This is a genomic window from Alistipes timonensis JC136 (assembly GCF_900107675.1).
In the GTDB taxonomy this organism is placed as follows: domain Bacteria; phylum Bacteroidota; class Bacteroidia; order Bacteroidales; family Rikenellaceae; genus Alistipes; species Alistipes timonensis.
Map to the genome: position 1 here is coordinate 232461 of NZ_FNRI01000003.1, position 13188 is coordinate 245648.

The 13188-nt window shown below is 60.6% G+C and carries 13 protein-coding genes; 7 read left to right on the plus strand and 6 right to left on the minus strand.

The features are described from left to right. Window positions 1–94: 94 nt before the first annotated feature. Window positions 95–1117, plus strand: a complete 1023-nt coding sequence (rlmN, locus tag BLU78_RS05420) for a dual-specificity RNA methyltransferase RlmN (protein ID WP_010261616.1) — start codon at window positions 95–97, stop codon at window positions 1115–1117. A 77-nt stretch (window positions 1118–1194) separates the two neighbouring features. Beyond that, window positions 1195–1614, plus strand: a complete 420-nt coding sequence (locus BLU78_RS05425) for a thioredoxin fold domain-containing protein (protein ID WP_010261619.1) — start codon at window positions 1195–1197, stop codon at window positions 1612–1614. A gap of 16 nt (window positions 1615–1630) precedes the next feature. Here the strand turns inward: BLU78_RS05425 and rsmG are convergent, their stop codons facing one another. Genes rsmG through BLU78_RS05440 form a run of 3 tightly spaced genes read right to left on the minus strand, consistent with a single transcriptional unit; the run spans window position 1631 to window position 3967 of the window. Beyond that, window positions 1631–2254, minus strand: coding sequence for a 16S rRNA (guanine(527)-N(7))-methyltransferase RsmG (rsmG, locus tag BLU78_RS05430; RefSeq protein ID WP_010261622.1), 624 nt, complete (start codon window positions 2252–2254; stop codon window positions 1631–1633). 4 nt (window positions 2255–2258) lie between these two features. Next, window positions 2259–2822 carry an RNA polymerase sigma factor gene (locus tag BLU78_RS05435; protein ID WP_010261625.1) on the minus strand — a complete coding sequence of 188 codons (564 nt, stop codon included), beginning with the start codon at window positions 2820–2822 and terminating at the stop codon, window positions 2259–2261. Further along, window positions 2813–3967, minus strand: coding sequence for a glycosyltransferase family 2 protein (locus BLU78_RS05440; protein ID WP_010261628.1), 1155 nt, complete (start codon window positions 3965–3967; stop codon window positions 2813–2815). Before BLU78_RS05440 ends, BLU78_RS05435 begins: the two co-directional genes overlap by 10 nt. Before the next feature lie 59 nt (window positions 3968–4026). Here BLU78_RS05440 and tgt point away from each other — a divergent pair, with 59 nt between their 5' ends. Genes tgt through BLU78_RS05465 form a run of 5 tightly spaced genes read left to right on the plus strand, consistent with a single transcriptional unit; the run spans window position 4027 to window position 10097 of the window. Continuing rightward, window positions 4027–5157, plus strand: coding sequence for a tRNA guanosine(34) transglycosylase Tgt (gene tgt / locus BLU78_RS05445; RefSeq protein WP_010261631.1), 1131 nt, complete (start codon window positions 4027–4029; stop codon window positions 5155–5157). Window positions 5158–5160: 3 nt separating this feature from the next. Next, window positions 5161–6264 (plus strand): LptF/LptG family permease, encoded by a 1104-nt coding sequence (locus tag BLU78_RS05450; protein WP_010261634.1) that lies wholly within the window; start codon window positions 5161–5163, stop codon window positions 6262–6264. Window positions 6265–6274: 10 nt separating this feature from the next. Then, window positions 6275–7231, plus strand: coding sequence for a PASTA domain-containing protein (locus tag BLU78_RS05455; RefSeq protein ID WP_010261637.1), 957 nt, complete (start codon window positions 6275–6277; stop codon window positions 7229–7231). Next, window positions 7231–8313, plus strand: coding sequence for an RluA family pseudouridine synthase (locus tag BLU78_RS05460; protein WP_010261640.1), 1083 nt, complete (start codon window positions 7231–7233; stop codon window positions 8311–8313). The genes BLU78_RS05455 and BLU78_RS05460 overlap by 1 nt, the downstream gene beginning before the upstream one ends. Before the next feature lie 14 nt (window positions 8314–8327). Then, a complete protein-coding gene (locus tag BLU78_RS05465; protein ID WP_010261644.1) occupies window positions 8328–10097 on the plus strand; it encodes a YgiQ family radical SAM protein in 1770 nt (589 codons plus the stop codon). Between the two features lie 97 nt (window positions 10098–10194). Here the strand turns inward: BLU78_RS05465 and BLU78_RS05470 are convergent, their stop codons facing one another. The 3 genes from BLU78_RS05470 to BLU78_RS05480 all read right to left on the minus strand — a co-directional run bounded on the left by BLU78_RS05470 (window position 10195) and on the right by BLU78_RS05480 (window position 13177). Continuing rightward, on the minus strand, window positions 10195–11472 hold the full coding sequence (locus BLU78_RS05470; protein ID WP_010261645.1) for a YeiH family protein: 1278 nt from the start codon (window positions 11470–11472) through the stop codon (window positions 10195–10197). A gap of 152 nt (window positions 11473–11624) precedes the next feature. Next, a complete protein-coding gene (locus tag BLU78_RS05475) occupies window positions 11625–12680 on the minus strand; it encodes a porin (protein WP_026020695.1) in 1056 nt (351 codons plus the stop codon). A gap of 122 nt (window positions 12681–12802) precedes the next feature. Next, window positions 12803–13177 carry a hypothetical protein gene (locus tag BLU78_RS05480; RefSeq protein ID WP_229096336.1) on the minus strand — a complete coding sequence of 125 codons (375 nt, stop codon included), beginning with the start codon at window positions 13175–13177 and terminating at the stop codon, window positions 12803–12805. Window positions 13178–13188 lie beyond the last annotated feature (11 nt).

Below are 13188 nucleotides of genomic sequence, written 5' to 3' on the forward strand. Positions count from 1 at the left end.
TATGGATAAAAATTCAAAAATGCACAGCCGGGTGCAAAAATCTTCGTTTTTTGCCTACTTTTGTAGGGTAAAAGTGCTCTGAAAACAACAAAAAATGGCTGACCGCGAAACATTATACGGCAAAACGCCCGAGGAACTCGCCGCCCTGTGCGGCGGGCTGGGCATGCCGCGTTTCGCCGCACGGCAGATCGCCCGCTGGCTCTACGTCCGCCATACGGAGGACCCGTTGCTGATGACCGACATCGCCGCCGTGCACCGCCAGCGGCTCGCCGAAGCGTTCGCCCCGGCGTTCAGCGCCCCGGAGCGGGTCACCGAATCGGCCGACGGCACCAAAAAATACCTGTTCCGCATCCCGGGAGGTCATTTCATCGAATCGGCCTACATCCCCGACGGCGAGCGGGCCACGCTCTGCGTCTCGTCGCAGGCCGGATGCCGCATGGGGTGTAAATTCTGCGCCACGGGACGGCAGGGGCTTCAACGGTCGCTCACGGCGGCCGAGATCCTCAACCAGATCGTCTCGCTGCCCGAGCGCGACAAGCTCACCAACGTCGTTTTCATGGGCATGGGCGAACCGCTCGACAACACCCGCGAGGTGCTGCGGGCGCTCGAAATACTCACCGCCGAGTGGGGTTTCGGGTGGTCACCGACACGCATCACCCTCTCCACGGCAGGCGTCGTGCCCGAGCTGCGGCGGTTCCTCGACGCCACGAAGGTCCACCTCGCGGTGAGCCTCCACAACCCTTTCCACGAGGAGCGGGCCGAAATCATGCCCGTCGAACGGGCGTGGCCCGTCGCCGAGGTCGCCGCCATCCTGCGCGAATACGATTTCACCCATCAGCGGCGGGTGTCGTTCGAATATATCGTGATGAGCGGGCTGAACGACTCGCCGCGCCACATCCGGGAGTTGACGCGGCTGTTGAACGGCATCAAATGCCGCATCAACCTGATCCGGTTCCACAAGATTCCCGATTCGCCCTACTTCTCGCCGGACGATGCGGCGATGATTCGTTTCCGCGACGCGCTGACGGCCCGGGGCATTCAGACCACGATCCGCGCCTCGCGGGGCGAGGACATTCAGGCCGCCTGCGGGTTATTGAGCACCAAAGGCGCTCAATAACGATTAAAAATGAAAAATTAAGAATTAAAAATTGCCTGCGGAGCAAAATTTGCAGCGATATGCGAAAAAACGACAGTATGAAAAAACTGATTTTTCTGTTGATGCTCTCGCTCTGTGCGGGCGCCGTGCAGGCCCAGGTGAAATTCGAGACCAAATCGACCGACGCCGTGCGCGAAATGGCCGTCAAACAGGGTAAGCTGGTCTTCATCGACCTCTATGCCGACTGGTGTCCCCCGTGCCGGATGATGGAACGGGAGGTTTTCTCGCGCAAGGACGTGGGCGAATTCATGGACCAGCGGTTCGTGGCCGCCAAATACAACACCGACAAGCCCACGGGCCGCGAACTGATGAAGAAATACGGCAGCGGCTCGATCCCGCTCTACCTGGTGTTCGACACCCAGGGCGAACTGCTGGGCCGCATCACGGGCGCCGCCGACGCCGAGACTTTTATGGACAACCTCCGCACGATCATCGCCCGGCAGGCACCCAAGAAATAGGAAGCTCTGCAGCTTCCTATTTCTTGGGAGTATAGACCACTTTCTTGGTCTCGAAGAAATCCTCTTCGAAGAAGCGCGGAATGTCGTAGATATACCACCTCCTGCCGGTGAGGGCCAGCTCTTCGGCCAGGTCCCCGCCTTTCAGGTAGAGGATGCCGTTCGGCAGCGAACCGCGCTCCCCGCGCTCGATCAGGGGCCAGACCCATTTCACAAACTCCGGCATGGCCGTCACGGCCCGCGAAACGACGTAATCGAAACGTTCCTTCAGGGTCTCGACCCGCACGCAGCGGGGCGTGAGGTTTTCCAGTCCGAGACTCGCCGCAACGCCCTCGACCACGGTTATCTTCTTGCGGATGGAGTCCGCAGCCGTGAAATGCGCCCCGGGAAAGAGGATCGCCAACGGCACCGACGGAAATCCCCCGCCGCACCCCACGTCGAGGATGCGCGCACCGTCGCCGAACGTACAGACCTTGGCGATGGCCAGCGAGTGCAGCACGTGGCGCAGGTAGAGCTGGTCGAAATCCTTGCGCGAAACGACGTTGATCTTCGCGTTCCAGTCGGCGTAAAGGTCGTACAGCGCCGCGAACCGCTCGCGCTGCAGGCCGGAAATCTCCGGAAAATATTTCTCGATCAATTTCATGGAATCATTTGTTTTCACCCGCGGCGATCAGCCGGCACATCTGCTCCCGGGCGCGGTGTATCTGGGTTTTGACCGTTCCCAGCGGCAGGGCCAGCTTCGCGGCGATCTCCTCGTAGGAGTACTCCTCGAAAAAACGCATCAGGATCAGCTGTCTGTAACGGGGCGCCAGCCGGTCGAGGTACTGCTCGATCTGCGACCGCTGCTGGAGGTTGATGACGCTCTCCTCGGGGGTCGGAGCGCTCGACGCCGGGGCATAGAAGCGGTCGTCGATCGACAGGTCGTCCTGACGCCGCCGCACGAAGTCGATGAACGTGTTACGGGCGATGGTGTAGACCCACTGTCCGAAGGTATAGTCGGAGCTGTAACGGTGGATGTTGATATAGACTTTGATAAAGGTCTCCTGAAGCAGGTCGTCGGCATCGTTCGCACCGCCCAACCGCTGTACGAACAGACGGTGAATCGCGTCACGGTAACGGTTGAAGAGGTATTCGAAAGCGGTATTGTCCCCCTTCAGCACCCGGTCGACCAGTTCCCGGTCCTCGGCTACGATATAGTCGGCTATCTCCATACGCGGTCGTCACGGCGGAGCAGCATGACCCACAGCACCGCGGCCCACAGCGGACTCAGCAGGTCGTAAATGAAATAGCGGCCCATGATCCCGCCCTCGCCCAGCCGACGGGCGACGCGCCGCACCTCGAGGGCCACGGCGACGTAACGGACGATCACCAGCGTCAGCGCCGCGATCTTATACTCCAGGGGCATCACCGCCAGGGCACAAACCGCCGTGGCGAAGAAAAGCACCCGCGACCAGAGTTCCCAGCCGACGTAGGTGCGCACCGCCTGCGGGTAGAAGCGGAACGCCGAACCGTAATAACGCAGCTGGCTCATCCACCAGCCCATGCCGCCCCACGTCTTTTCGCGCAGCGTGGCGCGCGGCGAGAGGATGACGCTCACGTTGTCGCGGGTCATGACCCGCTGCATGAACAGGTCGTCCTCGCCGATGTTCATATTGAGGTGGCTGAATCCGTTGGCCCCGAAATAGATGCGCTTGGTGAAACCGTAGTTGTGCAGCGTTCCCCGGTAGGCGCGGCGCTGCACGGCGCGGGCGATCCACGCAGCGGATTGCATCATCCGCCCGGTGCGCATCATGTAGTTCGCAAATCCTTTCCTGCGCTCCACGCCACAATATCCCACGACGATCTCCCCGCGCATGAAACCCTTGGCCATGAGCGACAGCCAGCGGTCGGTCTGCGGCACGGCGTCGGTCGAGGTGAAGACCATGCACTCGTAATGCGCCGATTTAATGCCCACATTGAGCGCCATCTTGCGCGAAATCGGAAAACGAGGGTCGAGCTGGATCTTCGTCGTGGTGATCTGCGGGAACGACTGTTTGAGCCGCGCGAGGTCCTCGTAAAAATCCGAGTCGTGGCCGACGTAGACGATCACCACCTCGAAATCGGGGTAGTTCTGGGCCAGGATCAGCGGCAGGCGCTCCTCGACGAACGAATAATCCTCGGAAAAGAGCGGCACGACCACCGACACGGGCGGTTCGTCCTCCATCTCCGCCGCACGCCGGTTATTCTTATACCCGGGAATGCGGCCGTAGGTGAAAATATAGTAATGGAACTGCACACCGAGCAGAAGGAGCATCGACCCCGCGAGGGCCGCCCCTTCCCAGCCGTAGCATGCCAGAAAATCATCGATGAATTGCATATTGCCGAAATATGCGCAAAGATAGAAATATTTTGTGTATTTTTGCCGAATAGTTGAGTATGAAATTTACCCTGCAACATAAAGACCCGTCGTCCCGCGCCCGCGCGGGCGAACTCCAGACCGACCACGGCACGATCCGCACCCCGATCTTCATGCCCGTAGGCACGGCGGCCACCGTCAAAGGCATTTTCCACCGCGATGTGCGCGACGAGGCGCGGGCCCAGATCATCCTGGCCAACACCTACCACCTCTACCTGCGTCCCGGCATGGAGATCATCGAGAAGGCCGGCGGCGTACACCGCTTCTCGACCTGGGAAGGCCCGATGCTCACCGACAGCGGCGGATTTCAGGTCTTCTCGCTCGCGGCATGCCGCAAGCTGAAAGAGGAGGGATGCCATTTCCGTTCGCATATCGACGGCTCGAAGCACCTCTTCACGCCCGAGAGCGTGATCGACACCGAGCGGACGATCGGCGCCGACATCATGATGGCGTTCGACGAATGCCCCCCGGGCGACGCACCGCGCGAATACGCCGCCAGGTCGCTGGACCTTACGGAGCGGTGGCTCGACCGGTGTTTCAACCAGTATCACCGGACCGATCCGAAATACGGCCACTATCAGGCCTTGTTCCCCATCGTGCAGGGATGCACCTACCCCGACCTCCGCGCCCGGGCCGCCGAGAACGTAAAGCAATACGACGCGGACGGTTACGCCATCGGCGGACTGGCCGTCGGCGAACCGACCGAGGTGATGTACGAAATGATCGACGTGGTCAACGCCATACTGCCGGAGGACCGTCCCCGCTATCTGATGGGAGTCGGCACGCCGGTGAATATCCTCGAGGGCATCGCGCGCGGCGTCGACATGTTCGACTGCGTGATGCCGACGCGCAACGGCCGCAACGGGCAGTTGTTCACCGCCGAGGGGGTCATCAACATCCGCAACAAGAAATGGGAGGACGACTTTTCGCCGATCGACCCCCAGGGAACGGCCTTCGTCGACACGCTCTACTCGAAAGCCTACCTGCACCACCTGACGGTCTGCGGCGAGATGCTCGCGGCGCAGATCGCCTCGCTGCACAACATCGCTTTCTACCTGCGGCTGGTCGGAGCGGCCCGCGAACACATCCTCGCCGGGGATTTCGCGGCGTGGAAGGAGGAAATGGTCGCCAAACTGCAAAAAAGGCTCTAACCGATGAAAATGCGTTTTCCGGGGTTCAAAATCTTGGACCGTTACATATTGGGGAAGTTCCTCACGACCTACTTCTTCTCCATCGCCATGATCATCGTTATCGTGGTGGTCTTCGACTATGTGGAGAAGATCGACGACTTCACGGAGCTGCACGCCCCCCTGAAATCGGTCATCCTGGACTACTACCTCAACTTCATCCCCTACTTCATCAACCAGTTCAGCGGCCTGTTCACCTTCATCGCCTGCATCTTCTTCACCTCGAAGATGGCCTATCAGACCGAGATCGTGGCCATGCTTTCGGGCGGCATGTCGTTCCGAAGGCTGATGTGGCCCTATTTCCTCGGGGCGTTCATCATCGCCTCGCTGTCGCTGACGCTCAACCTCTGGCTGATCCCCATTTCGCAACGCCACATCGTCAGTTTCGAACAGCAGTACATCAAACGCAAGCAGAACACCAAGTTCAACCGACACATCTACCGCCAGATCGAACCCGGCATCTTCGCCTATATCCGCGGCTACAACGACGGAGCCCGTCAGGCGTCGTTCTTCGCCCTGGAACGCTATTACAGCGGTACGATGACCCATTCGCTCGAGGCTTCCGACGTGAAGTTCAACCCCGAGACCCGGCGCTGGACCGCGCCGCGCTACACCAAACGGGAATTCGACTCGCTGGGCATGGAAACATTCGAACAATTCCGCAACCTCGACACGCTCATCAACCTCGACGTCACGGAACTGGGCGAGATCAACGACCTGATCCAAACCATGAACATCTCCGAGCTCAACGACTTCCTCGACCAGCAGCGGGCCAAGGGTTCCGACTCGATCAACATCATCGAGGTCGAGAAACACGCCCGTTACGCCTATCCGCTTTCGACGTTCATCCTCACGCTGATCGGCGTCTCGCTGTCCTCACGCAAGGTGCGCGGCGGCACGGGACTGCACATCGGCATCGGCACGGGACTGTGCTTCTCGTACATCCTCTTCAACCGCTTCTTCGAGGAGTTCGCCAAGAGCGGAACGCTGCCGCCCGGGCTGGCCGTGTGGCTGCCCAACATCATCTATCTGTTCATTGCCGTCTACCTCTACCGGAAGGCGCCGAAATAACCCATAACCCATGGAGAAACGACCCAATTACCTCTCCCGGCTCCGGCAGAACCCGCTGCTCTGGAACCTCACGCTGATCGTCGCCCTGATCCTTGCGGCAGCCATCGCCGCCCATATCCTGATGCGGGTCGGCACGCGCCACGGAGCGCGGCGCACCGTGCCCGATTTCTCGGGCGTCGCGCTGCACGACGCCCAGCGCATCGCCCGCAAGCACGACTTGCAGCTGCACATCAACGATTCGCTGTTCGTCCCCGCCTACGAAGGCGGCATCGTCCTCGACCAGCTTCCCGAAGGCGGCGTGGAGGTGAAACCCGGACGCACGGTCTACATCACGATCAACTCCTTCCGCCAGAAGATGGTTCCCGTACCCTACGTGGCCGGGCGTTCGCTGCGCCAGGCCAAGAACATGCTGGAGATCGCCGGGCTGGAGATCGCCGAGCTGGTCTACCGCCCCGACATCGCCACCAACTACGTACTGGAGGAGTACTGCGACGGAAAACAGATCACGCAGACGACCCGCATGGAGGCCGAGATGGGTTCCGGCGTAACGCTTTACGTGGGTGTCGAGAGCGGTCGCGGAACGACCGTCGTGCCGCGGCTGGTGGGGCTGCCCCTGATGCAGGCCAAGGGCCGCCTCTGGGAACTGGGGCTCAACGTCGGGAAAGTGGACTTCGACGAGGGGGTCAACCTCCTCAACCAACGGGATTCGCGGGTATACGTCCAGATTCCGGGCGCTGAGCGCAGCGCCGGGCTGGGATCGAAGGTCGATCTGCGGCTGACACTCGACGCAAACAAAGTGGACAAACACCGGGCCGAGGCCGAAAAGCAGGCGCAGGCCGCCGCCGAGGAGCGCCGGCTGGCCGAACAGCAGCTTGCCGACTCGCTCGCGCAGGCGGCGCTGGAAGAGGCTGCGGAACCCGCCGCAGAACAGCCCGCGAACAACGACAACGAGGGATTTTTCGACTGATGAGCGACGAACGACCGATCGAGGAGCTGGACCCGGAGGTGATTCCGGCAGACGGGGAGGACGAAGAAGAAGCGGGCCTCTACGAGCACTTTGCGGTCACGGCCGACAAGGGGCAGACTCCCATGCGGCTGGACAAGTTCCTGACCGTAAGGATGGAACACTGCTCGCGCAACCGCATTCAGGCGGCGGCCGACAGCGGCAACATCCTGGTCAACGGCAAGGCGGCGAAGTCGAGCTACAAGGTCAAGCCGCTGGACCGCATCCAGATCGTGATGCCCTATCCGCGGCGCGAGGTGGAACTCCGGGCCGAGAACATTCCGCTCGACATTCCCTATGAAGACAAATGGCTGCTGCTGGTGGACAAACCCGCCGGGATGGTCGTCCATCCCGGCGTGGGCAATTACGACGGCACGCTGGTCAACGCGCTGATGTACCACCTCAACGCGCAGGGAATTCCGGCCGAGGAGCAAAACCGTGCGGGGCTGGTGCACCGCATCGACAAGAACACCTCGGGACTGCTGGTGATTGCCAAGGACGAGCAGACCCATGCGCGGCTGGCCAAGCAGTTCTTCGACCACACGATCCAGCGCCGCTACGTGGCTCTCGTGTGGGGCAACTTCGAGGAGGACGAAGGAACGATCACGGGCAATATCGGCCGCAGTCCCAAGGACCGGCAGAAGATGTTCGTCTTCGCCGACGGCTCGGACGGCAAGCACGCCGTGACGCACTGGAAGGTTCTGAAACGCTACGGATACGTGACTCTCGTGGAGTGCCGCCTGGAAACAGGACGCACGCACCAGATACGGGTACACATGGCGTGGATCGGTCACCCGCTGTTCAACGACGAGCGCTACGGCGGCGACCGCATCCTCAAGGGCACGACCTTCGCCAAATACCGCCAGTTCATCGACAACTGCTTCACGGTGATGCCGCGCCATGCGCTGCACGCCCGTCTGCTGGGCTTCGAACATCCCGCAACCCATGAGGAGGTGCTGTTCGAAAGCCCCCTTCCGGACGATTTCCAAGCCCTGCTGGAGAAGTGGGACACCTATTGTTCGGCGACGGAAACCACTGAACAATAATTAATTGCGAAGCCATGTTTCTGCCGACGACCATCAAAGAAGTCCGCGAACGCGGATGGGACCAGCTCGACGTGATCTTTTTTTCGGGCGACGCCTACATTGATCATCCGGCATTCGGCGCGGCCGTCGTGGGACGGCTGCTCGAGGCCGAGGGTTACCGCGTGGCCATCGTCCCCCAGCCCAACTGGCGCGACGACCTGCGTGATTTCACCAAGCTGGGCGTCCCGCGCCTCTTTTTCGGGGTCTCGGGCGGGTCGATGGACTCGATGGTCAACCACTACACGGCCAACCTGCGGCTGCGCCACGACGACGCCTACACCCCCGGCGGCAAGGCGGGATTCCGCCCCGACCACGCCGTGACGGTCTACTCGCAGCTGCTTAAACGCCTCTATCCGCACGTCCCGGTAGTCATCGGGGGCATCGAGGCCTCACTGCGCCGCCTGACCCACTACGACTACTGGAGCGATGCGCTGAAACCATCGATCCTGGCCGATTCGGGCGCCGACCTGCTGATTTACGGCATGGGCGAACGCGTCGTGCAGGAGGTTGCCCGGGCAATGCGCAACGGCTACAACGCCAAACTGCTGCGCAAAATCCGGCAGGTGGCGTTCCTCTCCGATGAGAATTACGTCGCACGGCTCGATCCCGCAACGACGATCCGTCTCAACAGCTATGAGGAGTGCCTGCGCAGCAAAGCCGCTTTCGGGGATAATTTCAAAGTCATCGAGACCCAGAGCAACCTGATGGAACCCGAAGCGACGCTCGTGGAGGCTGTCGGCGACCGCTATACGGTCGTCACGCCCGCCAATACGACACTCTCGACCGAGGAGCTGGACCATTCGTTCGACCTCCCCTACGAACGGGCCCCGCATCCGCGTTATGCGGGCAAGGGCGACATCCCGGCATGGGAGATGATTAAACATTCGGTCAATATTCACCGCGGCTGTTTCGGGGGCTGCTCGTTCTGCACCATCTCGGCGCATCAGGGCAAGTTCATCAACTCGCGCAGCGAACGTTCGATCCTCTCCGAAGTGGAGAAAATTACGAAAATGCCGGGGTTCAAAGGCTATCTGTCCGACGTAGGGGCCCCCTCGGCCAACATGTACCGCATGGGCGGCCGCGACCGCGAGTTGTGCCGCAAATGCCGCCGCGCGTCGTGCCTCCACCCGAAGCCGTGCCCCAACCTCGACAACGACCACCGGCCGTTACTGGCTCTGTATGAAAAAATCCGCGCCGTCAAAGGGATCAAAAAAGCCTTTATCGGCAGCGGCATCCGTTACGACCTGTTCGACCGGTCGCCCTATCTGGAAACGGTGCTCAAACACCACACCTCGGGACGGCTCAAAGTGGCGCCCGAGCACACCGAGGAGAGCGTATTGAAGCTGATGCGCAAACCGCCGTTCGCGCTGTTCGAACAGCTCAACACGGATTTCCACCGCATTTGCAGCCGGGAGCGTCTGCCCTATCAACTGATCCCGTACTTCATCTCCTCGCACCCGGGATGCACCGAGCGGGACATGAAATCGCTGTCGGAGAAAGTGTTGGGGAAACTGCATTTCAATCTCGAGCAGGTGCAGGACCTCACGCCCACGCCGATGACCCTCTCGTCGGTGATGTTCTACACGGGCGAAAATCCCTACACGCACGAAAAAGTCTACGTCGCCCGTTCGCAGGATGACAAAAGGCGACAGAAATCGTATTTTTTCGGCGGAAAACCACGCCCGGAACAGCGGCCGGCCCGGAAAGGCGGAACGGGATTCCGGAAATTCAACAAGAAAGGCTAACGAATTCGTTAGCCTTTCTTATTAAGATGATGGCAGCGCAGAACCGGCTCGGAAAAGTCCAACCTGCCACCGCCCCTAAAAGCGCGTTCTTAAAGCGCTAAAGGGCAGGTTTGAGCAGACCGAACAGCAGGCAGGCGATCACGAACGTCACGACGATATTGAAGGTCTGCGCCGCGAGGAACGACCAGAGGACATTGCGGTTCTCCCTCGAGATGATGTCTTTGAGGCGCGTGTCGAGACCGATGCAGACGAACGCCAGCGAAAAGAAAACCGTCGAGAACATCTTCGCCACGCCCGGTTCGAGGAGCTTGCCCTTGGCGCTGAGCGTAAAGAGGTCGTTCGACTGACAAAGACTGAAAATGAGCGACGCGGCGACGAACCCGATGATGAATTTGGGGAACTTCTCCCAGACGATGCCCAGCGAGGGCGCCTGGCTGCCCTTCTCGCCGCGGGTCGAAAGGTAGAGCGCGATGAAGAACGCCACGACGCCGATCAGCACGTTCTGCGCCGCTTTGATAATCACGGCGTGCTGGTTGGCGACCTCGCCGACGATCATGCTCGATGCGGCGACGCCCGACGTGGTGTCGATCGTACCGCCGATCCACGCTCCGGCGACCTCCTCGGCCACCTCGGGGGAGAACAGATGCGGGAGGATCAGGTTCGCCAGCCACGGCATGAGGTAGATCATCGGAACGACGACGATCAGCACCAGCGAGACGATGTAGGAGAGCTTCTTGTCGTCGCCGCCCGCCACGCGCGCCGCCGTGATGCAGGCCGAAACGCCGCAGATCGAGACGCCGCTCGAGAGGATCATCGCCGAACGTTCGTCGACCTTCATGCGGCGCGAGAGCCGGAAGGCGAAGAACCACACGACGGCCACCACGAGACAGGCCTGCACGAGTCCGAAGACGCCCGACTTCATCACGTCGCTGAAGAGGATCGTGGCGCCGAGGCAGACCACGCCGATTTTGATGAAGAACTCGCCCTGGATGGCGGGTTTCATCCATGCGGGAACGTGCCACACGTTGCGGATCAGCAGGCCGAACAGCACCGAAAAAAAGACCGATTCGAAGCCGTAGTACGACACGGCCGGAATTTTGGCCACGACCTGCGCCAGCAGCGAAACGGCGAAGACGACGACCAGCGACGGCAGCAGTCCTTTGAGGGGACGCCGCAGCAGCAGGCAGCCTACGTAGAGCACCGCCAGCACGATGGCGAACAGATAAACGATATTGTACCAGGCCACTTCGCCCACGAGGGTCGAGGGAACACTCGGCAGGTCGGCGGGGATGAGCGCCGCAAGCAGCAGCAGCGGAATCGAGACCCAGACCACCACCCAGTCCTCGACACGAAGTTGTTCGATAAAGTTTTTCATAGCAAAATGCAAGTTTGTTTTTCGTTCGGGTTTCCGTCTAAGACGGTTGTTATTCGCGGCGTACCGGCGCGTTTACAAATTGGTCCCACCCCCAAACCCCCGCCTTGCCGGGGGCTTGTCGCAGCGCGACCGGAATGCGGGTCGTAACTACGCTAAAAAATTCCGCTCAGCATCAGCGACACGACGTTGCGGTTCGAAGCGGCGTGCGACGCATAGTCCTCATAGGTGTAGTTGAGCTGGCAGCGGAGGAATTTCACGGGCTGCCACAACAGTCCCACCGTGTAGTTGGTCTGGCGGGAGGCATTTTCAGACGTATTCTCGCGGAAGGTGTCGTAGCGCACCGCGGGCATCAGCGTCCGCATCACGCGCCAGCCGCCCACGGCGTACCAGCCGTCGCTGTCCAGCTCGCCGGCGCCCTGGGGAAGCCCCGTCGTGCCGCAGATCCACTCGGCACGCACCACCAGAGGGCCGCGGTCGTAGCAGGCGCCCGCACCGTAGCGGACACGTCTGAGGTAGTCGGCGCCGTATTCGCCCCAGTAGCAGGAACCGGCGACCTGCAATCCCGCGACGGGACGCAGTGTCAGCCGCGCCGCGATATCCTTCGATTTGTTCTTGTCCTTTATGTTGAGCCCTTCGCCGTTGAAGACGCCGAAATTATAGCTCAGGATGCTGAAACCTTCGCGTTTGAAGAAGCTGCCGCAGAGCATGGCGCCCATATCGCGGCCCGTGGCCGAAAGCCCGCAGATGTCGTTGAAACCCATCAGCCGGCACAGGGAAAGCGGGTATTCGATAAATTCGTATTTGAGGGGCGGATACTCGGTGTTCTCGATCGAGAAAGGGAGTTTGAACTCTCCGAGCTGGAAATTCAGCCCATCGAAAGGCCGGTAACGGAGATAGGCGTCGACGATCTTCGGCGACACGAACTCGACCTGCACGCGGTAGTCGAGTTTCGGAGCGATGGCGCCCGCCAGATTCAGCCGCACGCGTTTGATAAAAAAGGACGAGGAGGTCTCCGACCACTCGCAACCGGCCTGCACATAACCCGAAATCTCGGGGAGGCGGGCCAGTATCCTGTCCCACGTCGAAGTTTTGGCTTTCAGGGCTTCGACCTCGGCAGAAAGCTCCGCAACGGAGGGTTCAGCGGCAGGCTCCCGGGCCTGAACCCCGAGGATAAACAGGGAGAATAGTCCCACAAAAATCGTTTTCATAAACAGCGATTCGAATTCGGGTACAAAATTCGGGATTTCATCGCTGCGGGTCAATACGCCTAAATACCTAAAAAGGACCGGAAAAATCCGGTCCTTTCACAAAACAACTCCCTAATGCGGCACTACCGCGGCATGGGGAACGAAAGCGTGCGCGCGTCGAGGTAGGCGTCGGGGAAAGGACTCCAGTTCCACGCCTGTCCGTTCGAAAGGGTGAAATGAGCCCCCAGGCGCAGGGTATTGTTGTCGATGACGGTGATGCGCGAAGGCAGATTCTCCTTCTGGATCACCACCACCGAGGTCATCGACACCGTGGGCTTGGTCTTCACCGGCGCCATCGTCTTATAGTCGGGTTTCCACGGCGACATGTGCGCCAGCGAATCGGGAAGCGCGAACCCCGACGTGCGGGTCGTATCGCGTTTGAAATCGAATTTCGGTTCCTGGGCCGAAGCGGCCAGCGCCACGACGAGCGCTACGGCTGCAAACAACATCTTTCTCATAGTTTTCCCCT